Genomic DNA, 21,601 nt, shown 5'->3' on the forward strand with positions numbered 1-21,601 from the left:
ATTGATAAACACATATATGATGACTAACAAAAAGAAGAGAGTTTTGATTACCTCATTGCTCGTTCTACTGATCGGGGGCTCGGCTTACGTCCCGCCTGATGAGGGAATGTTCCCATTAAGCGAACTTAAAAATGTTAATTTAAATAAAGCAGGTTTAAAGATTGACCAAAAGGAAATCTACAATACCGAGACTGCAAACGCAAGCCTGGTGGATGCACTTGTCCGTGTGGGCGGATGCACCGGGTCATTTATTTCTGACGCCGGCCTTATTATTACCAACCATCATTGTGCATTCAGTGCTGTGCAACTGGCCAGTACACCCGAACACGACTACTTGGAGAATGGATTCGTTGCCCAGGATAAAGCTTCCGAAATCGAGGCAAAGGGCATGACTTGTCGTATTACCGACAGCTATGAGGATGTATCAGACAAAATTCTTTCTTCCGTAGCCAGCGTATCCGATCCAGCATCACGTATCCGGATCATCAACGCAGAGATGAAAAAACTGGCTTCTGAAGCAGAAGCACAGGATTCAACCATCGAAGCAGAGGTATCAGAAATGTTCATTGGAAAAACCTATGTCCTTTTTCGCTATAAGACTATAAAAGATGTACGACTGGTTTACGTTCCGTCTCGCAATGTTGGTGAATTCGGCGGAGAAACAGATAATTGGGTTTGGCCAAGGCACACAGGTGACTTTTCTTTCATGCGTGCATACGTTGCGCCTGATGGCTCACCCGCCTCTTACTCGAAATCAAACGTCCCTTACGAACCAAAGAAATTCCTGAAGGTTAACGCCGATGGTGTAAATGAAAACGACTTTGTTTTCATCCTCGGATATCCTGGCAGAACATTCAGGCATCGCCCTGCCCAATTTATAGAGCACCAGCAAAACTTCCTCCTCCCTTACGTATCGAATCTATACGAATTCCAGAACAAAATGATGGCGGAAGCCGGAAAGAAAAGCAGGGCTACCGACATTAGACTGGCTACTCGCGTGAAACGAAATGCCAACGTAATGAAAAACTATAACGGAAAGTTAAAAGGGCTCAAGGGCCTGGAGCTCGTTAAAGAGAAAAAGCAGGAAGATGAGGCCTTGGCCGCCTATATCAATGAAAACGTCGAGCTCAAGGCGAGATACGGCAGCTTAATGTCGGACATTGACAACTTATACAAGCTCATTTTCAACGATGCTTATCGTGAAATGTGGCTTGCTCAAATTTATGCTAGTACAAGTTTATTGGACATCGCCAGGCAGATAAACAGTTTCAAGGTTAATATGAATTCTAAGCCTGTTGCGGATAGAAACCAGTACTTTGCTGAGAATGTTGGGAGCATAAAAAAGTCACTTCTCGGCAAGTATGACAGCTTTGATATTGATGCTGATAAGGCGATATTCACACGTATGCTGGAAGATGCGGCTAAACTTCCTAAGAACCAAAGAATAGCTGTTGTTGACAAGCAGGTTATCAAAGGGTTCAACGCCGAAGAGCAAATTGATAAGTTCGTAAGCAGCCGTTACCAGTACACACGCCTGAAGGATAAGAACTATGTGATGAGTTTGATTCTTAAATCACCTAAATCCCTGTCGGATTATAGTGATCCTCTCCTTCTGTTTGAAAGTGAAATTTCTGATCAAATCAATGTCCTCCAACCTGAAAAAGAACGCCGTGAGGGTCAATTAAACAAATTAATGGGAGACTATGTCGCGGTTAAAGAAAGGTTTAAACAGCGGGACTTCATTCCGGATGCTAACAGCACCTTGCGTCTCACCTATGGCTACGTAAGAGGTTTTTCGCCCGCTGATGCTACTTATATGAAACCATTTACGACCATAAAAGGGATGCTCGAAAAAGGCAGTACAGATAATCCGGAATTCACTTACCCTCCAAAGATTAAGCAATTATGGTTGGCTAAGGATTTTGGTCCATTTGTCAAAAAAGATCTCAACGATGTTCCCGTTTCTTTTTTATACAATCTTGATACTACAGGCGGAAACTCCGGTTCACCAGTAATGAATGACAAAGGTGAACTTATCGGCGTTAATTTTGACAGAGCATACGAAGCTACAATCAACGACTACGCATGGAATGAAAATTACAGCCGATCAATTGGCGTTGACATCCGATATGTATTATGGGTTGCTTCTAAAGTTGACAATGCTAATTTCCTCCTCGAAGAGATCGGCGTGAAGCCGTAACGGTATATTTTATAAACAGAAAAGGGGTGTGTCATTGGATTATGACCACCCCTTCTTTGCTTCCTGGTATGGACAAGGTTTATATGAAGCCCATAATAAACCGTGATTCTCCCGTGTTGAGTCCGACTTAATAATTGTAAAGTCGGACTCAACACGCACTTTTGCCGGGTTATATACGCCTTCCTATAGACGCGGTCTAAGCTTAGTATAGAGCAAAGGCAAATTGCTAGTCAGGGTTTAAGCTCCTGCTGCATGCTGCAAATCCCCCGTAAAATTCCTCGTAAACAAAAAAGGCTGATCACTTCTTCAATGATACAGCCTCTTTTGTTTTTGGTATCTATTAAATTAAATACTCGGCTCTTGCTGACTCAGGCAATGAAAGCTGCCCAAGCCCCATATAATATCGGTAGAATCTAAGCCGACTACCTTCCTTTCCGGGTAGCAGGTGGTGATAATATCCAGTGCTTTATCGTCGGCAGCACAACGATAAGTTGGCACGATTACATACTCGTTGCTGATGTAGAAGTTGGCGTACGACGCTGGTAAGCGCATATCATCGTAAACTACCGGACCAGGCATAGGAAGTTCCACCACGTTAAGTTGTTTGCCATCCAGCAAACGAAGCTTACTCAACGACGCAAGATTCTGTTGGAGCAAGGAATAGTTCTCGTCGTAGATATTGGTTTCTACTACAGACAACACCGTATCTCTGTTTACAAAACGAATGGTATCATCAATATGACCATCAGTGTCGTCTCCTTCTATCCCTTCATCAACCCATAAGATTTGTTCAGCACCATAGAACTCACATAGATATTCTTCAATCTGTGCCTGATTAAGATGCGGATTACGGTTCTCGTTGAGAAGGCAACATGTGGAGGTGAGTATTGTGCCATCTCCATTAAATTCAACTGAACCGCCTTCCATTACAATCCCCGGATGAAAAACCGGAAGATGAAGTGATTGCCCAATTAGCGTGGGGATAACATCGTCCTGACCATACGGAGGATATTTACCCCCCCATGCATTATAGCCCCAATCTACGATGACCTTCTTATGCTCAGCCTCGGGATTAATTAGAAATGCCGGACCGTGATCGCGACACCAGGCATCGTCTGTTCTATGGTAGAAAAATTCGATCTTAGTTAAGTCAGCGCCTGCCAGTTCGATATGTTTTAAAGCAAAGCTTTTCATCGCTTCATCTAAAACATTGATTCGCACCCTTTCGCTTAGAGATAAGATCTTAATAAATTGAGCGTATTGACTGAATATAGCATCTAACTTACCTGGCCAACTCGCTTCTTTATGCGGCCAACTCAGCCACGTAGCCTCATGTCGCTCCCATTCTGCAGGAAACTTATAGCCTAGTGATTTGGGGGTATTACCGTTTGCAAAATCGGGATATCCCGCCGATATAAAGTTACTCTTCATCGATATAACGTTTGGTTATCGGTGCATAAGAGTCTATTCGCCTATCTCTAAGAAACGGCCAGTGGGTACGGTAACGGTCAGACTTACTTAAATCTAATTCCTGGACGTGATTTTCTTCCTCAGTGTGAGACGCCTGATATAAAACGGTTCCAAAAGGATTTGCTATAAAAGATCCCCCCCAGAACTTCATATGTCCTTCGTCACCAGTACGGTTAACCGATACTACATGAACTCCGTTTGCAACTGCGTGGCTACGCTGTATCGTCTGCCATGCATTGTACTGCTCGGTGTTTGTGTCGATCTCCTGAGAAGACGCCCAACCGATGGCGGTAGGGAAGAATAATATCTCTGCCCCCATGAGAGCGGTAATTCGCGCGGCTTCAGGATACCATTGATCCCAGCATATAAGAACCCCTATCTTAGCATACTTAGTATCGAAAACCTTATACCCCATGTCTCCCGGGGTAAAATAAAATTTTTCGTAATAACCGGGGTCGTCGGGAATATGCATCTTACGATATTTCCCAAGGTAAGCTCCATCCGCATCCAGAACTGCTGTTGTATTATGATATAATCCCTGAGCTCTCTTTTCAAATAGCGAAGCGATAATTACGACATTGAGTTCCTTTGCCAATTCCGAGAGTGAGTCGGTTGATGGACCAGGAATCGTTTCTGCCAACAAAAAGTTGTCATAATCTTCAACATCACAAAAATATAGAGAAGTGAATAATTCCTGTAAGCAAACTATTTGAGCGCCCTGGCCTGCAACCTCTCTGATTTTAGAGATTGTTTTTTTAAGATTGTCCTCCTTACCCGAAGTGCAACTCATCTGCACCAATCCAACTTTGACTTTCTGATCCATCTAATATTTTAATGTTTCGCAAAAATAATCAAACTTGTATAATATTCATCTATAGTATTAAACCAAAGCAATTTAATATATTAGATAAAAAACTATCTACCTGAATTTCCGTTTACTGCATACCAACTTTATAAACTTGAAAACCGATATCAAAAACAATAACCCGGAACCTCCGAGAGACGAGGTATTTCGAGACCAGATTAATCGTGTCTCAGACTTTAAGTTCGGCACCAAAGTTGTCAGTGTTTTTGACGACATGGTAAGCCGCTCAGTTCCTTTCTATGACGAAATGCAGCGGATGATCTCAGAACTTGCGGCTGAACATGCACTCCCTGATACAGCGGTTTATGATCTTGGGTGCTCTACAGGAACCACCATGATCGGGATGAATGAAACAGTCTCAGCCGATATTAAGTTCGTTGGCATTGATGATGCATCGGAGATGCTGAAGAAATGTGATGGTAAATTGAAAGAGGCTGGCTTCCAACGCCCTTACGAATTGATTGAAGCGAATATCCAACAAGATTTCGAAATTAAAAATGCATCCGTGGTTGTACTATGCCTGACGCTACAGTTCATCAGACCCATATGCCGTGAAAAGGTGTTGCGCAAAATTGTCGACGGATTGGTACCTGGAGGGGTGCTTATTCTTGTCGAAAAAATATTAGCGGAAGAAAGTTCTTTCAACCGCAGCTTCATTAAATATTATTACGACTACAAGAGACGGAATAATTATAGCGAAATGGAAATATCGCAAAAGCGTGAAGCATTGGAAAATGTCCTAATCCCCTATAAGTTATCGGAAAATATTCTTTTACTTAAGGAGGCCGGCTTTTCGCAATGCGAGGTTTTTTTCAAATGGTATAATTTTTCAGGCATCGTAGCGGTAAAAGATTAACATGGTCTCGATTGGTAACTTTTTCTTCAGATATAGGAATGTACTCTTTATTTTTCTGTATCTCACTCTTTTTATTCCTTCTCCCCGCATCTTTACAGAAGAAGCACTAGGTCAAAATTATTATATATGGCCAATTATTTTGGGACTGATAATCACTGTCAGCGGACAGCTTATCAGGGGCCTGACCATCGGGCTGGCTTACATAGTTCGCGGAGGACAAAACAAGAAAGTCTATGCGGATCATCTGGTTACAGAGGGCATTTTCCGTCACTGTAGAAACCCACTTTATGTCGGAAATATTTTGATGCTTTTAGGTGTCGGAATCCTTTCCAATTCTATCTTATTCGTGGGAGTTTTGATGCCTCTTTTCCTGTTTATATACCAGGCTATAGTTCTTGCTGAGGAAAACTTTCTGAGAAACAAGTTCGGGAAAGACTTCGAAATGTATTGCCAGCGCGTTAACCGGTGGTGGATAAACTGGAAGGGTATCGGACGGACATTCCAGGGCATGCGGTTTAATATAAGAAGATGGATCCTCAAAGAATACAACACGCAGTTCATCTGGTTGGCAGGAATCACGCTTATTCTTCTTCTTTACTATCCCCAGATTACGAATGATGACCATGACTTGAGAAATATCTTAATTGCCGTGTTTCTCGCCGCACTAACACTGATCTATCTGTTTGTAAGATATCTCAAAAAATCAGGCAAGATGGTAGATTAACAACAGCCCTAAACCTTCAATTTATAACTAACCAATCGATCACTATGAACTTTCTGTACGCAAACTTAATCTACCTCATCCCCGTGTTGGGAATTTTCGGAATAATCGTCATGTTCTCAAAATCGAAGTGGGTTGTCAGGCAAGACCCTGGTGACGCTGAAATGCAAAAGCTTTCTGGGTACATAGCTGCCGGTGCTATGGCTTTTTTAAAGGCAGAATGGAAGGTCCTCAGTTATTTTGCGCTTGTAACCGGTGCTTTATTGTTCTGGTCAGGCACTCTTGTAGAGACTTCAAGCTGGATGATCTCCGTTTCATTCCTGATCGGTGCTTTTACATCGGCTCTTGCAGGATACATAGGAATGAATATCGCGACGAAAGCTAATGTGCGCACAGCTCAGGCCGCTAAAACGAGCCTTGCAAAAGCATTTCGAGTCGCGTTCAATGGAGGAAGCGTTATGGGATTAGGTGTCGCGGGCCTCGCTGTTCTCGGTCTGGGCTCCCTCTTCATTGTATTTTATCAGCTCTATGTTGTTCAAACTGGCGCTGAAGTTAACGGAAAAAGCATGGAGAAGGCGCTTGAAGTACTTGCGGGATTTTCATTGGGGGCAGAGTCAATTGCACTTTTTGCGCGTGTAGGCGGAGGGATATACACCAAAGCTGCGGATGTTGGCGCTGACCTGGTTGGCAAAGTCGAAGCAGGTATTCCAGAAGACGATGTCAGGAATCCGGCTACAATTGCCGACAACGTAGGTGATAACGTAGGTGACGTCGCGGGCATGGGTGCCGATCTTTTCGGCTCGTACGTCGCTACAATACTTGCAACCATGGTATTGGGCCGCGAAATAACTTCGGTAGATAATTTTGGTGGAATCGCCCCTATTCTGCTTCCTATGCTCATTGCTGGTTTAGGACTCATTTTTTCGATCGTCTCTACTTCTTTTGTGAGGATTAAAAATGAATCGGATAGCGTTCTCGCTGCTCTAAATTTAGGAAACTGGTCTTCTATAATCTTAACAGCCATCGCATCCTACTTCGCCGTTATCTGGATGTTACCAGATACCATGCTCATAAGAGGGTTTTCTTTCACCAAGGAGGATGTCTTTTACTCCATTTTGGTTGGTCTGATAGTAGGCACACTGATGAGTCTGATTACTGAGTATTACACAGCAATGGGCAAAAGACCTGTTCAATCGATAGTTAATCAATCCTCAACGGGGCATGCTACCAACATCATTGGCGGGCTTTCCGTTGGAATGGAATCCACCTTACTTCCCATCCTCGTCTTAGCATTTGGAATTTATGGATCCTATTATTTCGCAGGACTCTACGGGGTCGCCATAGCTGCGGCAGGAATGATGGCAACTACCGCCATGCAATTAGCCATTGACGCGTTTGGCCCGATTGCGGATAACGCCGGTGGTATAGCAGAGATGAGCAAATTACCTGCAGAGGTAAGAGAACGAACAGATAATCTCGATGCCGTAGGCAATACAACCGCGGCTACCGGGAAAGGCTTTGCAATCGCCTCCGCCGCACTTACCTCTCTCGCACTCTTCGCAGCATTTGTCGGCATTGCCGGAATCGATTCTATAGATATTTATAAAGCAGACGTACTCGCTGGGCTGTTTGTGGGAGGCATGATACCCTACATATTTTCTTCCCTTGCGATCGCTGCTGTTGGAAGGGCTGCGATGGATATGGTACAGGAAGTTCGCAGACAGTTTCGCGAAATTCCGGGCATAATGGAATATAAAGCACGTCCCGAATACGAGAAATGTATAGCAATTTCTACCAAAGCCTCCCTAAGAGAAATGATGCTTCCAGGCGCAATTGCCCTGGTTGTGCCGGTACTGGTTGGTTTCACCCTCGGTCCAGAAGTTCTGGGTGGAGTCCTGGCTGGAGTTACTGTCTCGGGAGTGCTTATGGGTATGTTCCAGTCCAATGCGGGAGGAGCCTGGGACAATGCCAAGAAATCGTTCGAAAAAGGCGCCGTAATTAACAACGAAACCTTTTACAAAAACTCAGAGCCCCATAAAGCATCGATTACTGGCGATACTGTAGGAGACCCTTTCAAAGACACCTCCGGGCCCTCAATGAATATTCTTATTAAACTAATGTCAATCGTTTCTTTAATTATCGCTCCGCATATTGCTGATTCACAAAGTCAACATGCGATTAAGGATTTTCCAAAGTCAGAAAAAGCAGCTCACATTATCCCTGTAGCTCCTCTCGAGAACATCATTCCGAACAACTAAAAAAGGGCAGTTGATTGCAAATCACTTGTAATTTCCAAGGAAAAAGCATTAGGTTTGTCTCTATTTTTATCATTATGTTCCATAAAAAGTCTATTGAACAGCTACTATTAGAAGCAGGTGCGAGTGGTGAAGGTCATCTTAAACGAACGCTTTCTAGCTTTAACCTTATCGCCTTGGGTGTTGGCGCCATTATTGGTGCCGGATTATTTTCACTCACTGGCATAGCAGCTGCAGAAAACGCTGGTCCGGCCGTAACTATATCTTTCGTTCTGGCTGCTGTAGCCTGCGCTTTTGCCGGGTTATGCTATGCGGAGTTTGCATCAATGATTCCTGTGGCGGGAAGTGCCTACACTTATTCTTATGCTACTCTTGGAGAATTCATGGCTTGGATCATCGGATGGGATCTTGTTCTTGAGTACGCCTTAGGCGCAGCTACTGTCTCGGTGAGCTGGTCGAGATACCTGTTGGAAATTCTTCATAAATATAACATCGATCTCCCTCATCAACTTGTTGTCTCTCCCTGGGAAACAGTGCGTCTTGGAGACGGGACCATCATAGACGGAGGTTTGATCAACCTTCCTGCGATATTAATAGTTTTGCTTCTGTCTTTTGTACTTATGCGCGGAACGCGCGAATCAGCAGCTATTAATAATGTTCTGGTAGTAGTCAAAATCACTGTAGTTGTGCTCTTTATTGTATTGGGCTGGAACCACATTAATCCTGATAACTATGTTCCTTATATTCCAGAAAACACAGGGGCATTTGAGAACTTTGGCTGGACGGGTATATCTACAGGTGCTGCCGTAGTTTTCTTTGCGTTCATAGGTTTTGATGCGGTATCGACTGCTGCACAGGAAGCGAAAAATCCTCAAAAAGGCATGCCGATAGGAATTATTGGCTCGCTGATAGTGTGTGTAATACTCTACGTCTTGTTCGCACATGTAATGACGGGCTTGGTGAATTACAAAGACTTCGCAGGCGACGCTAAACCAGCTGCTACTGCCTTTGCAATGACTGGATATTCTTTCTTGCAGGATGGATTGATTATTGCAATTCTTGCAGGTTACACGTCCGTCCTTCTGGTAATGCTAATGGGGCAGTCACGGGTATTTTATACTATGGCTAAAGACGGCTTGCTGCCTCAGTTTTTTTGTGCAATACATAAGAAATTTTATACGCCCTGGAAGACAAATCTTTTCTTTATGGTGTTCGTCAGCTTGTTTGCCGGATTTGTTCCGGTATCAGACCTGGGCCACATGGTAAGCATAGGTACACTATTTGCTTTTGCACTGGTTTGCTTTGGAATATTAGTACTCCGAAAAAGATTGCCTAATGCCGAACGACCTTTCAGAACTCCCTGGGTACCTGTTGTACCTATTCTGGGGATACTCGTTTGTGTTTACCTAATGTACTCTTTACCTTCCGAAAGCTGGATCAGATTGGCTGGATGGATGCTGTTGGGGATATTGGTATATTTCTTCTACGGCAAGCGACACAGCAAAATAAGACAGGTGCGCGAAGAAAATAATTCATAAAGATTTTGTAATCTTAATATCTTTGCGCGCACTTACGGCACCAAATGATGACAGAATACTTCGACTTCGACCACAAACAGATCTTATCTGTTACCATGATCCTGTTTGCCATTATCGACATTATAGGCGCAATACCTGTAGTGATTGAGCTAAGAAAAAAGGCAGGTCATATCCAGTCGGAGAAGGCAACAATCGTATCCATGATATTAATGACTCTGTTCCTTTTTCTAGGAACAGAGCTTTTAAATATTATCGGATTAGATGTCGCATCCTTTGCTATAGCAGGTTCTTTCGTCATCTTCTTCATCGCTATGGAAATGATATTAGGGATCAACCTGTTTAAGGAAGACGTTCCGGAAAGCGTCTCTATTGTTCCTCTGGCCTTCCCTCTTATCGCGGGTGCAGGCACGATGACTACACTTCTATCTTTGAAGTCTGAGTACGATACCCAGAATATCCTTGTAGGTATCGTACTGAATATGGTTTTCGTCTACTTCGTTCTGAAGAAAGTTATCTGGCTGGAACGTCTGTTAGGGAAATCAGGATTGAATGTGCTGCGTAAAGCATTTGGTATTATTTTGCTCGCAATTGCTATCAAGCTGTTTAAAAATAACACGGGGCTATAGACTATATTAGCGAATGAGCCTAGCCACAAACATGCTGTCAGCGCGTCTGTCGTAACCTTTGATAAGCTCCATACTTTCAATTTTAAGATTATAGGCCTCTACGAGATAGTCGACATTCGCTTCATTTTCTTCTTTAAAAACTGAGCATGTGATGTAAACTAGTGGTTTACCTTCTTTTAGAAACTTTACTACGTTCCCCGCAATCATTCGCTGAAGACGTTGAAAGGTTAATATTTGACGAGCCTCAAACTGGCTGATAAGCTCAGGACTTCTACCCCATGTTCCTGACCCTGTGCAGGGTGCATCCAAAATGATACCATCAAACTGATAGCTGTTCAGGAAAAGAGATGGATCTTTGGTCAGATCTAATATCTTTTTCTGATAGGTCTTGATTCCCGCATTCGCGAAACGCTCATCCAAATTCGCCAGAATATTCTCGCGAATATCGGAGACCAGTAGTTTGATATCAGGTTGCTGATGGTATAGGTGTAATGACTTTCCTCCTGAAGCCGCACACGCGTCCCACCAATAGTCGTATTTTAGAGGCTTGAAGAAATCTCCCGCACGTTGGGATGACAGATCTTGGACTTCAAACTGCCGTTTTCCCATTGATTCAGGGAATAAATGATCGAGCTTCGTCCCATTTGGTAATGCCAGACAGTGCTCGTTGGTGCGCCGATAGGTAACGCCGTTCTCCGAAAGTTTTGCTTCCACGCCCTCAGACCTACCAGGATGTATTCTGATAAATAGATCTGGTTGCTCAAAGAAAGAGGTAAGAAAACTACGCAGCTCGACACCTTTGGAAAGATGATTAGTAAAAGGATACACATCTTCTAATGAAAATCTGTACTCTGCTCCTTCTAAATAGGAAATACGCTTCTCAAGAGGAAGATCTGCATAAGCGTAGAGCTCGGGTTTCAGAGACTGAAGAAAAAGACTTTCCCTGCCCTCGCAAAGAAACTCGGCAAGCATAAGCCGCTCTTCAGGGGGAAGGGAGCTGCAGGCATTTCCGAGCCTGTGGTAGTTATAAAGAAGGCGACTGGCTGTACGCCTGTCGCCTGATCCCATTTGTTTGTGTTCACGAAAATATCCCGGAAGAAAACGCGATAACTGCGTTGTCTTGGGGTAAGCTTCCAGTATCCTTAAAAAAGTCCTTAGCTGATTCTCGTATTTATTTGACATGTATTATTCCCACTCAATAGTTGCAGGTGGTTTAGATGATATGTCGTAAACAACCCTATTGATTCCTTTTACGTTATTAATAATTTCATTTGATATCTTTCCAAGCAGATCATACGGAAGGTGACTCCAATCAGCCGTCATACCATCCATTGAGCCAACAGCCCTCAGACAGATAACATGCTCGTATGTCCGCTCATCGCCCATCACACCTACCGACTGAACCGGAAGGAATATAGCACCCGCCTGCCATACCTTATCGTACCATCCTGAGCTCTTCAGGTTGTTGATGTAAATTGCGTCCGCGTCTTGTAGAATAGCAATACGTTCAGGAGTTATCTCACCGATAATTCTGATAGCCAGGCCCGGACCGGGGAATGGATGACGACCAAGAAGTGCCTGGTCAAGTCCTAAAGCTTTACCGACCCGTCTGACTTCATCTTTGAAAAGAGTATTTAAAGGCTCTACAACCTTAAGTTTCATAAAATCAGGCAAGCCTCCAACATTATGATGAGACTTAATAGTAGCTGACGGTCCATTAACCGAAACTGACTCAATGACATCCGGATATATAGTACCTTGTCCTAGCCATTTAACGTCCTGAACCTCATGTGCCGCATTGTCAAATACTTCGATAAACGCTGCACCTATGATCTTTCTTTTTTGTTCAGGATCCTTAATACCGGTTAGCTGTCCGACGAACAACTCCCGGGCGTTAATGCCGCGAACGTTAAGACCCATGTGCTGATATGAGTCAAGTACTTGTTCATACTCACCCTTTCTAAGCAGTCCGTTGTCGACAAAAATACAATGCAGATTCTTACCAATAGCCTTATGTAACAGAACCGCAGCTACAGATGAATCAACACCTCCAGATAGACCGAGAACAACCTTATCATCTCCCAGTTTCTCTTTCAGTTCTTTTATCGTACTGTCAATAAAGGAATCAGGATTCCAATCCTGAGAACATCCACAGATCCCAACCAGGAAATTTTCCAATAACTGCTTTCCGTCGGTGCTATGTGTAACTTCCGGATGAAACTGGATACCGAAAGTTTGAGTTCCTTTGATCTGATAAGCGGCCACACGCACAGTGTCAGTACTCGCAATTACTTCGAAATCATCGGCGATTTCTGCAATAGTATCTCCATGAGACATCCATACCTGCGAATTTGAACCGATGTTCTTTAACAGAGGATTATTATCGTTTACGTAGTGCAAATGTGCGCGTCCGTATTCACGTATAGTCGACGGTACTACATCGCCACCTGATTTGTAGGCCAAATACTGCGCTCCATAACAAACCCCAAGTAATGGGTATTTTTTATGAAATAAATTGAAGTCTATTTGCGGAGCATCAGTTTGTCTCACAGAGGCGGGACTACCTGAAAAAATAATGCCTTTTACACTTTCGTCAACCACAGGAATATGGTTGTACGGATGGATTTCACAGTAAACGTTTAGTTCTCTAACCCGGCGAGCAATAAGCTGAGTATATTGCGAACCGAAGTCAAGAATGATAATTTTCTCTTGCATGGGCGAAACTACAAAATATCAATAAAATACACAAATATAAGGCTTAGGACACTGAACCACGATTGTGCTCGGCCATTAGGTTCTTCAAAAATGCGCCTATCTGAATCATCACTTCGAAGTTCAAATAAGCACCATCCGGGTTAAAAACATATTCCTTCTGAGAAAGTGAATACCGGATAATGCCAAGCGGAAAATCTTCAAATGATTTAACATAATAGATCTTCGTGTTGACAAACTTATCAGCGAGAATGAAATTGACAGGTCTTTCCATAGGAGCGCTAAAATATAAAAATACCTATTTTTTACCGGTAATAACTTTGTTAAAACGATCAAAGTGCCAGTACTTGTTCGCGAGACTTAGCAAGTCTTCAGAACTTATTTCCTTAATCACTTGAATATAACGCGTATAATAGTCGTAGTCTAACCCTGATAGAAAAATACTTTTAAATTTCTCTGCGTGTGAAAATGCATTCTCCAGACTTCCCAGAAAGGACCCTAGCATGTAATTTCGTACAAGTTCGAGCTCGTCGTGTGGTATAAGTTCTGTTCGGAGTAAGTTGATCTCCTTTTCTATCTCGGCCATCGTGGAAGAACAAACATCAGCACCAACTTCCGAAGCAATCAGAAAGTATCCGGCATTCAAAAGTGACACTTGCGCCGAGCCGATGCCATAGGTATAACCTTTGTCTTCGCGAATATTTGCCATTAGTCTGGAACCAAAGTATCCACCCAACACCGTATTAAGAAACTGAAGACCCGGAAAATCCGGATGCGTTCTGGACACAGAGATTTGCCCCAACCTGATTGCCGACTGCAACGAGTCTGGTTTCTCTGTATAAAGCGTACTTCCCAATGTTTCAGAGAACTGAAAAGAATTCACAACGAAATCGTCGTTGGCTGACCACTCTGATCCAAAAAAAGAGTTGATTTTCGAAACTGTATGGTTATCAACTTTCCCGGACGCTATGATCGTGCAGTTATTGGGCTGGTAAGCTCTTTTATAGTACTCAAGCAACTGTTCGCGGTCAATGCTGTCGTAATCTTCGGCGACTACAAGATGACCATAAATAGTGTCTCCAAACAATGAATGGTTAAATACTCGTCGCGTGACGACATCGTTTTTTTCTAAGCTCACGAGCAGCTTTTGCTTCTGGTTCCGGATCAGCGTATCCAGTTCTTCTGGTGGAAACACTGCGTCAGTGAGGATATCCTTGATGATTGGGAGAACTGCATTCAGATGTTTACTTAAAGTGTAAAGCGTGAATGATGAATAATCAAAGCTATATTCGGGTTGAACAAAAGCGCCATAGCTGTCAATACTATCAGAAATCTGAAAGGATGAACGTTTGCTTGTGCCCTCTATCAAAAGTGCGTTTGTCGCATAAGCCTGAAGTGGGCGTAACACATCCCAGTTGACGTTGCGAAAAATAAATTCTATGCGGACGAGTTCCTGCTCACCAGCGTCAACAATAAAAAGCTTTATTCCGTTGTCAAGAAGCCTTGGAGAAGCCTGGATGAGACTTATTTCTTCTATCTGTTTAAATTCCGGCGCTATAGTTCTGTTTATCATGAATTGGACAGATATAATAAGGTAGAAGAGTTTTCTTTTCTAAAAATAGACTGGGCACGACGTTGGATGTCTTCTGAGCTAACCTTGAGGTAACGTTCGGTTTCTTTGTTTAATGCCTCTGCATCACCGAGCACTTCGAAATACGCTAAATTCATAGCCTTATCCAGCAAGCTCATTTCCGCGAACACCATGGTCGACTCAATCTTGTTTTTGACTTTGTCAAGTTCAGTTTCAGGAACAGGCTCTTCAGATAATTGTTTTAAGACCTCCCAAATGGCTGCCTCGGCTTCCTCGATGGTAACCCCCTCCGATGGTCTTCCATCTATAATCATCAAGCCAGGATCAGAGCTCCCGGTCAGTGAAGCGTTTATATCCGTAAAGAGTTTGCGATCTTTGATCAGACTTTTATACAGACGTGAGGAGTTGCCTCTTGACAGAAGATCACCGATTAAATCGGCTTCGTAATATCCCTGATCGTTCTTCGCGGGAACATGCAGGGCTATGTAGATCGCATTTACAGGAACATCCGCATAGTGAACAAGCCGTCTGGGTTCGAGCTGGATTGGCTCCATTGGAAGGTTTCGATTGTACTTTTCCCCGGAAGGGATGTCGCCGAACCACTTCTTTGCAAGCCTTTCAACATCCGCTGTTTTCACGGCACCGCCTACTACCATTATCGCGTTAACCGGACTGTAATGCTTTTTGAAAAACGCCTTAACGTCTTCCATCCTGGCTTCCTCTATATGCGCTAGCTCCTTCCCTATTGTCGGCCATGAATACGGGTGCATGGTATAGGCGAGCGGTCGCAGTTTAAGCATCACGTCGCCATACGGCTGGTTTAGGTATCGCTGCTTAAACTCCTCGCAAACAACGTTTCTTTGTACTTCAAGACTCTTATCTGAAAATGCTAGACTGAGCATCCTGTCGCTCTCTAACCAGAATGCTGTCTCCAGATTTACCGCCGGTAAAGTCACGTAATAATTAGTGATATCGTTACTTGTAAAAGCGTTATTCTCGCCCCCCACGCGTTGTAGAGGTTCATCATAAGAAGGTATATGTAGAGACCCACCGAACATCAGATGCTCAAAAAGATGCGCAAAGCCGGTCTGAGAAGGATTCTCATCCCTTGCCCCTACATCGTATAATGTATTAACTACCGCCATCGGCGTAGTCGGGTCCTCATGAACAAGAACCGTCAATCCGTTATCTAGTGTAAATCTGTCAAATTTTACCATTAAGGTCAATTTCAGTTAAGCATCAAAGGTAAACGATTTAATTTAAGCGGTGTAACAAATTACCTATTAGAAATGTAATCAATTCTTTCAGATCGTCCTTTTTTTCGTAGTTTTGTAACCCGTACAAAAGAACGTAGAAACTAGCGCTTATGCTCGTGTTTTACGTTTAAATTCATCACACTCATGACCAAATACATATTTGTTACGGGCGGCGTCACTTCGTCGTTAGGAAAAGGCATTATTTCCGCTTCATTAGCAAAGCTGTTACAAGCCCGTGGCTATCGCGTCACAATTCAAAAATTCGATCCCTACATCAACATTGATCCCGGAACGCTTAACCCTTATGAGCATGGCGAGTGTTATGTTACTGAGGATGGAGCAGAGACAGACCTCGATTTGGGTCATTACGAACGATTCTTAAACGTCCCGACGTCTCAGGCGAACAATATTACCACCGGGCGGATTTATCAGAATGTGATAAACAAAGAACGTGAGGGTGCTTATCTAGGGAAAACTGTTCAGGTGGTACCTCATATCACAGATGAAATCAAGCGAAACATGGTCCTTCTTGGTCAGGGTGATGACTTTGACATTGTGATCACTGAGCTCGGCGGAACCGTTGGTGATATTGAGTCTCTTCCATTCATTGAAGCAGTTCGTCAGTTACGCTGGGAATTAGGAAGCAGCAACTCGCTTGTTATACATCTTACATTGGTACCTTTCCTGGCTGCCGCCGGAGAACTAAAAACGAAGCCTACGCAGCATTCAGTTAAAATGCTACTTGAATACGGTATCCAACCCGACATTCTTGTTTGCCGTACGGAGCATCATTTATCTGCCGACATCAGGAGGAAAGTCGCGTTATTTTGTAATGTTAACATCAATGCTGTAATTGAGTCAATAGACGCATCAACCATATATGATGTGCCTTTGATGATGCTTAAGGAACAGCTTGACAAAACCGTTCTTTCAAAACTAAAGCTTCCCTTAAAAAGTGACCCTAATCTGGAGAACTGGAAAAACTTCCTTGGCAGACTTAAAAACCCTACCTCAGAGATAAAAATAGGTCTCGTAGGAAAGTATGTAGAGCTACCTGACGCGTATAAGTCCATTACTGAAGCCTTTATTCATGCCGGAGCGAGCAATGAATGCAAAGTAAAAGTCGTCTCCATCCATTCTGAAAGCATTACGACGGAAAACGTCGCAGAACGCTTGAGCGGCTTAGACGGCGTATTAGTAGCGCCAGGTTTCGGAAGCCGCGGTATTGAAGGAAAGATTATTGCCATCCAACACGTTCGCGAAAACAATATTCCATTCTTCGGTATCTGTCTTGGTATGCAGTGCGCGGTAGTAGAATTTGCCCGTAACGTTTTAGGGTTGAAAGATGCGAACAGCAGCGAGATGGACGAAAATACTCCGGATCCCGTAATCTCGATGATGGAAGAACAGAAGAAAATTAAGAATAAGGGAGGCACAATGCGTCTCGGATCTTATATCTGTGACCTTAAGAAAGGAAGTAAGGCATATAATATTTACGGCAAATCTCAAATCACCGAGAGACACAGGCACCGATATGAGTTTAACAATGAATATCTTAAACAATTCGAAGAAGCTGGAATGATAGCATCTGGTATCAACCCAGACAACGGTCTTGTTGAGATCGTAGAGCTTAAAAATCATCCCTTTTTCGTTGCCGGCCAATTTCACCCCGAATTAAAATCAACAGTTGCCAATCCACACCCTCTTTTTGTTAACTTTGTCGCCGCTTCTTTAGCAAATTCCAGGAAAAACAACAAAAAATAAGAATAGATATCACGAATAAATGGATAGAAATACATTCACGGGACTCTTTTTAATCTTAATCATTTTCATAGGTTCTATGTATCTGATGAACCCGTCAGAAGCAGAACTTAAAAGAGAGAAAATATTACAAGACTCTATTGCCCGTGCAAAATCTGGGATCCCTGCTCCGGCCAAAACAGCAGACAAAGCAACAGAAGAAGCCGCAAAAACGGTGGTCATTGACTCCAATGCATTCAAGGGAGCTTTTGGAGCTGCGCTTAGCGGAGTATCCGAAAGCGTTGTGTTACAAAACGAACTCTTAAAGGTTAACCTAAGCACGAAAGGTGGACGTGTAGCTTCAGTCGAGCTAAAAGGCATGAAGACTTTCGATGGCAAGCCTTTGATTATGCTCGATAGTGCAGACAATAAATTCGGTTTAACGTTATCCGCTTCCAATCAGGAAGTCAACACTGAAAACTTTTACTTCACACCTTCTGCAAAAGCTTTAACTGTTTCCCAAAGCGATTCATCAAGCCTGACCATGCGGCTTAGCTATTCTGCTAATCAGTACGTCGATTACATCTATTCCTTAAAAGGAAATAGCTATAATTTAGGACTTACTATCGTGACGCATGGTTTAGACAACGTTATAGGGTCAAAGCCGATCACGCTTAACTGGCAAGCAACGCTTAAGCAGAAAGAGAAGGATTTGTCGAGTGAACAACGCTATTCAAGTGCCTACTTTAACCACGGAGAAAATGAAGTAGATCATATCGGTGTTAGCGAAGACGAAAAGAAGGAATTGGGCGAAGATGGAAAGATCCAGTGGATTTCGTTTAAGCAGCACTTCTTCTCCAATGTCTTGATTGCGAAGAATGGCTTTGAGAAAGGCACCCTGGATGTTAAGGTTCCCGCTCAACTAGGTCTTGTAAAATCGTTTTCTGCTAATATGCAGTTGGCTAAAGGAAAAGATTCAAACTCTTACCCACTTGAATTCTATTTCGGTCCGAACAGGTTTAACACCCTCAAAGATCAAGGATACAATATAGAAAAACAGGTTGATCTGGGATGGGGTCCATTAAAGTGGATAAACCGCGTAGCAGTATTACCGATCTTTAACGGTCTGGAAGGAATGGGATGGAACTACGGGCTGATTATCCTCATCCTGACAATCATCTTGAAAGTAGTTCTTACGCCTCTAACCTATAAGTCTTATCTGTCGATGGCTAAGATGAGGGTTCTGAAGCCAGAAATGGATGAAATAAAAGGTAAAGTTGGCGAGGATAACCCTACGTTACTTCAACAGGAATATCTGAAATTATATAAAAAAGCTGGTGTAAACCCACTTGGAGGATGTATTCCGATGTTGTTACAGCTTCCTATCGTGATGGCGTTCTTCTTCTTCTTTCCTAATCTATTCGAACTCCGTCAGGAAAGCTTCCTATGGATGAAAGATTTGTCAACTTACGACTCGGTCATCAATTTCCCGACGATTCCACTGTTGAACGTAAACCACATCAGTCTGATGTGTTTACTGATGACGGTATCGACGTTGGCTACTACTTACATAAACAATCAGACCTCAGGTGTCACCGGACAAATGAAATATATCGGCTACATTACTCCGATTATTTTCCTGACCGTTTTGAATAGCTACCCTTCAGGTTTGAATTACTATTACTTCTGCGCTAACGTCCTTACGTTCGCTCAACAGTTAATTATCAGACAACTTGTGAACGATGAAAAAATACATGCTCGGATTCAGGAAAACAAGAAAAAGCCTGAGACTGAGAAGAAAAAATCAAAGTTTCAGCAAAGAATGGATGATTATATGAGGCAACAACAGCAAGAAGCTAAAAAGAAGAATAAATAATTTCAGATTTATATGAAAGGCCGGTTATTCCGGCCTTTTTTTTGTACAAACATTTCCATAACGCCTCCCATTAAACACATGGGAATGAGGTAAATAAATATTACGTGACCACTATCAGGCTCCTACAAAACATCGTATCTGCGAAAAGGCATCATCAAGAGTCATAGAATTTTAATTTAATCAAAAGAACGTTCGGAAATTTGACATATTTTCAACTTATCCGTAATTTTATACGATCATTCTCAACGAAATACATCAACCGAGAGAAAGAAGCAAATGGCAAGCTAGCGTCTAGCCTTTACCGAAGCAAACATTATAATGGACACAAATAAGAATTCTTTTCAGAACGAACCCGACGTCGTATTGATTGGTGCCGGGATAATGAGCGCCACTCTCGCGGTGTTGCTTAAGAAGTTAGAACCTAATCTGACGATAGAAATATTTGAACGTTTGGATGCTGCCGCTGCTGAGAGTTCAGACGCATGGAACAATGCCGGTACGGGGCATGCTGCTTTCTGCGAATTAAACTACACACCGCAATTAGCAGACGGCTCGATCGAAACGTCTAAAGCTGTCAAAATAGGTGAGTCATTTGAAATCTCGCGCCAGTTTTGGGCGCATCTTGTCGAGACTGGCTTCATTTGTCCGCCGAAGAATTTCATTAAAAGTATACCGCATATGAGCTTCGTTTGGGGCGAAGAGAATGTGGATTATCTCCGCAGGCGTTATGAAGCACTTAATGAGCTTCCTCTGTTTCACGGCATGGAGTACTCTGAAGACGCGGCAACACTCAGGGAATGGATTCCCCTTGTTATGGAAGGTCGCCCTGAGAATCAAAAGATAGCCGCGACAAGGATGACGATAGGTACCGACGTCAACTTTGGTTCTCTTACAAAATGTATGTTCGGCGCAGTTAAGGCTCTTGATGGCGTTAACATGCATTTCTGCCAGGAGGTAACAAAATTAAAAAAAGATGACAGCTCTCGTTGGACCATATCACTTAAGGATGAAAAAACTGGCAAGAAACGAAAAGTCAGAGCGCGCTTCGTATTTATTGGCGCAGGTGGTGGCTCCTTGCATTTACTGCTGAAATCGGGAATTAAAGAAGGGAAAGGATTTGGTGGTTTCCCTGTGAGTGGGCAATGGCTGGTTTGTACAAACCCGGATGTGATTAGGAGACACGAAGCGAAGGTTTACGGAAAGGCTGAGGTCGGCTCACCTCCGATGTCAGTGCCGCATCTCGACTCCAGAGTTATAAATGGTAAAAAGGCCCTGCTGTTTGGTCCTTACGCAGGATTTTCTACCAAGTTTCTCAAACAAGGTTCATTCTTCGACTTACTTTCATCTCTACGAATAAGTAATATAGTGCCAATGCTAGCGGCTGGCATACAAAATATCCCGCTAACCAAATATTTGATCGATCAGGTAAGACAGTCCAGCGACGAAAGAATGGCCGCTCTAAGGGGCTACTATCCTGATGCGAAAATGGATGACTGGAAACTGGAAGTTGCAGGTCAGCGGGTTCAAGTAATCAAAAAAGACGCTAAAAAAGGGGGAATTCTCGAGTTCGGGACTGAAGTCGTGACCGGTTCTGAAGGCAGCATTGCGGCTCTCTTAGGAGCTTCGCCTGGCGCCTCAACCGCGGTGTCCATCATGCTTGGTTTAATTAAAACCTGCTTTCCTGAAAAATACAACTCTGTCGAATGGCAGTCGAAATTGAAAGAGATGATTCCTTCCTTCGGCAAGTCATTGAACGAAGATCCTGAACTTTGCGCTGAACTTAGATCGTGGACAAGCCAGGTTCTTAATCTGAAGAATGTTGTTTCTATCCCGGAAGATAACGAGATAGCGTAAAAAATAATACTGCGTATTTCAAATTATAACTAAGGCTGTCC

General features: G+C 43.1%; 16 protein-coding genes. 9 read left to right on the forward strand and 7 right to left on the reverse strand.

Features of this window, described 5'->3' with window-relative positions:
* Positions 1-16 precede the first annotated feature (16 nt).
* On the forward strand, positions 17-2,200 hold the full coding sequence (locus B0I27_RS14175) for a S46 family peptidase (RefSeq protein ID WP_106294480.1): 2,184 nt from the start codon (positions 17-19) through the stop codon (positions 2,198-2,200).
* Positions 2,201-2,545: 345 nt separating this feature from the next.
* Here B0I27_RS14175 and B0I27_RS14180 read toward each other — a convergent pair whose 3' ends face one another.
* Positions 2,546-3,631: an agmatine deiminase family protein gene (locus B0I27_RS14180; protein WP_106294482.1), complete on the reverse strand. Its 1,086-nt coding sequence runs from the start codon at positions 3,629-3,631 to the stop codon at positions 2,546-2,548.
* Positions 3,621-4,493, reverse strand: a complete 873-nt coding sequence (locus tag B0I27_RS14185) for a carbon-nitrogen hydrolase (protein WP_106294484.1) — start codon at positions 4,491-4,493, stop codon at positions 3,621-3,623. The genes B0I27_RS14180 and B0I27_RS14185 overlap by 11 nt, the downstream gene beginning before the upstream one ends.
* A 136-nt stretch (positions 4,494-4,629) precedes the next feature.
* Here B0I27_RS14185 and cmoA point away from each other — a divergent pair, with 136 nt between their 5' ends.
* From cmoA to B0I27_RS14210, 5 genes are all read left to right on the forward strand, one after another.
* Positions 4,630-5,391 (forward strand): carboxy-S-adenosyl-L-methionine synthase CmoA, encoded by a 762-nt coding sequence (cmoA, locus tag B0I27_RS14190; protein ID WP_245925523.1) that lies wholly within the window; start codon positions 4,630-4,632, stop codon positions 5,389-5,391.
* Position 5,392: 1 nt separating this feature from the next.
* Positions 5,393-6,115: a methyltransferase family protein gene (locus B0I27_RS14195; protein WP_106294488.1), complete on the forward strand. Its 723-nt coding sequence runs from the start codon at positions 5,393-5,395 to the stop codon at positions 6,113-6,115.
* A gap of 44 nt (positions 6,116-6,159) precedes the next feature.
* A complete protein-coding gene (locus B0I27_RS14200; RefSeq protein WP_106294490.1) occupies positions 6,160-8,370 on the forward strand; it encodes a sodium-translocating pyrophosphatase in 2,211 nt (736 codons plus the stop codon).
* Positions 8,371-8,444: 74 nt separating this feature from the next.
* Positions 8,445-9,905, forward strand: a complete 1,461-nt coding sequence (locus B0I27_RS14205; protein WP_106294492.1) for an amino acid permease — start codon at positions 8,445-8,447, stop codon at positions 9,903-9,905.
* Positions 9,906-9,952: 47 nt separating this feature from the next.
* The gene (locus B0I27_RS14210; protein ID WP_106294542.1) at positions 9,953-10,531 is read left to right on the forward strand and encodes a MarC family protein; all 579 of its coding nucleotides are present in this window, start codon (positions 9,953-9,955) and stop codon (positions 10,529-10,531) included.
* Between the two features lie 6 nt (positions 10,532-10,537).
* Here the strand turns inward: B0I27_RS14210 and B0I27_RS14215 are convergent, their stop codons facing one another.
* From B0I27_RS14215 to B0I27_RS14235, 5 genes are read right to left on the reverse strand one after another with little or no spacing between them, the layout of a single operon-like run.
* Entirely contained in the window at positions 10,538-11,713 is a 1,176-nt protein-coding gene (locus B0I27_RS14215; protein ID WP_106294494.1) for an RsmB/NOP family class I SAM-dependent RNA methyltransferase, read from the reverse strand.
* Between the two features lie 3 nt (positions 11,714-11,716).
* Complete coding sequence (gene guaA, locus B0I27_RS14220; protein ID WP_106294496.1) at positions 11,717-13,246, reverse strand: glutamine-hydrolyzing GMP synthase; 1,530 nt, start codon at positions 13,244-13,246, stop codon at positions 11,717-11,719.
* A 43-nt stretch (positions 13,247-13,289) separates the two neighbouring features.
* Entirely contained in the window at positions 13,290-13,517 is a 228-nt protein-coding gene (locus tag B0I27_RS14225; protein WP_106294498.1) for a hypothetical protein, read from the reverse strand.
* A 24-nt stretch (positions 13,518-13,541) separates the two neighbouring features.
* Positions 13,542-14,816: a M16 family metallopeptidase gene (locus B0I27_RS14230; protein WP_106294500.1), complete on the reverse strand. Its 1,275-nt coding sequence runs from the start codon at positions 14,814-14,816 to the stop codon at positions 13,542-13,544.
* Positions 14,813-16,051, reverse strand: a complete 1,239-nt coding sequence (locus B0I27_RS14235; protein ID WP_106294502.1) for a M16 family metallopeptidase — start codon at positions 16,049-16,051, stop codon at positions 14,813-14,815. Before B0I27_RS14235 ends, B0I27_RS14230 begins: the two co-directional genes overlap by 4 nt.
* Before the next feature lie 183 nt (positions 16,052-16,234).
* On the opposite strand from B0I27_RS14235, the gene B0I27_RS14240 reads away from it, so the two are divergent.
* From B0I27_RS14240 to B0I27_RS14250, 3 genes are all read left to right on the forward strand, one after another.
* Entirely contained in the window at positions 16,235-17,854 is a 1,620-nt protein-coding gene (locus tag B0I27_RS14240) for a CTP synthase (protein WP_106294504.1), read from the forward strand.
* A gap of 19 nt (positions 17,855-17,873) precedes the next feature.
* Positions 17,874-19,706, forward strand: coding sequence for a membrane protein insertase YidC (gene yidC, locus B0I27_RS14245; protein WP_106294506.1), 1,833 nt, complete (start codon positions 17,874-17,876; stop codon positions 19,704-19,706).
* A 318-nt stretch (positions 19,707-20,024) separates the two neighbouring features.
* Complete coding sequence (locus tag B0I27_RS14250; protein WP_106294508.1) at positions 20,025-21,560, forward strand: malate:quinone oxidoreductase; 1,536 nt, start codon at positions 20,025-20,027, stop codon at positions 21,558-21,560.
* Positions 21,561-21,601 lie beyond the last annotated feature (41 nt).

Origin of the sequence: Arcticibacter pallidicorallinus (genome assembly GCF_003002875.1) — a bacterium.
Lineage (GTDB): Bacteria > Bacteroidota > Bacteroidia > Sphingobacteriales > Sphingobacteriaceae > Arcticibacter > Arcticibacter pallidicorallinus.

What these genes read in the sequence shown, in the direction of transcription:
- B0I27_RS14175 (WP_106294480.1), top strand. Translation starts at nt 17, where the DNA reads ATGATGACTAACAAAAAGAAGAGAGTTTTGATTACCTCATTGCTCGTT.
- B0I27_RS14180 (WP_106294482.1), bottom strand. Translation starts at nt 3,631, where the DNA reads ATGAAGAGTAACTTTATATCGGCGGGATATCCCGATTTTGCAAACGGT.
- B0I27_RS14185 (WP_106294484.1), bottom strand. Translation starts at nt 4,493, where the DNA reads ATGGATCAGAAAGTCAAAGTTGGATTGGTGCAGATGAGTTGCACTTCG.
- B0I27_RS14195 (WP_106294488.1), top strand. Translation starts at nt 5,393, where the DNA reads ATGGTCTCGATTGGTAACTTTTTCTTCAGATATAGGAATGTACTCTTT.
- B0I27_RS14200 (WP_106294490.1), top strand. Translation starts at nt 6,160, where the DNA reads ATGAACTTTCTGTACGCAAACTTAATCTACCTCATCCCCGTGTTGGGA.
- B0I27_RS14205 (WP_106294492.1), top strand. Translation starts at nt 8,445, where the DNA reads ATGTTCCATAAAAAGTCTATTGAACAGCTACTATTAGAAGCAGGTGCG.
- B0I27_RS14210 (WP_106294542.1), top strand. Translation starts at nt 9,953, where the DNA reads ATGACAGAATACTTCGACTTCGACCACAAACAGATCTTATCTGTTACC.
- B0I27_RS14215 (WP_106294494.1), bottom strand. Translation starts at nt 11,713, where the DNA reads ATGTCAAATAAATACGAGAATCAGCTAAGGACTTTTTTAAGGATACTG.
- guaA (WP_106294496.1), bottom strand. Translation starts at nt 13,246, where the DNA reads ATGCAAGAGAAAATTATCATTCTTGACTTCGGTTCGCAATATACTCAG.
- B0I27_RS14225 (WP_106294498.1), bottom strand. Translation starts at nt 13,517, where the DNA reads ATGGAAAGACCTGTCAATTTCATTCTCGCTGATAAGTTTGTCAACACG.
- B0I27_RS14230 (WP_106294500.1), bottom strand. Translation starts at nt 14,816, where the DNA reads ATGATAAACAGAACTATAGCGCCGGAATTTAAACAGATAGAAGAAATA.
- B0I27_RS14235 (WP_106294502.1), bottom strand. Translation starts at nt 16,051, where the DNA reads ATGGTAAAATTTGACAGATTTACACTAGATAACGGATTGACGGTTCTT.
- B0I27_RS14240 (WP_106294504.1), top strand. Translation starts at nt 16,235, where the DNA reads ATGACCAAATACATATTTGTTACGGGCGGCGTCACTTCGTCGTTAGGA.
- yidC (WP_106294506.1), top strand. Translation starts at nt 17,874, where the DNA reads ATGGATAGAAATACATTCACGGGACTCTTTTTAATCTTAATCATTTTC.
- B0I27_RS14250 (WP_106294508.1), top strand. Translation starts at nt 20,025, where the DNA reads ATGGACACAAATAAGAATTCTTTTCAGAACGAACCCGACGTCGTATTG.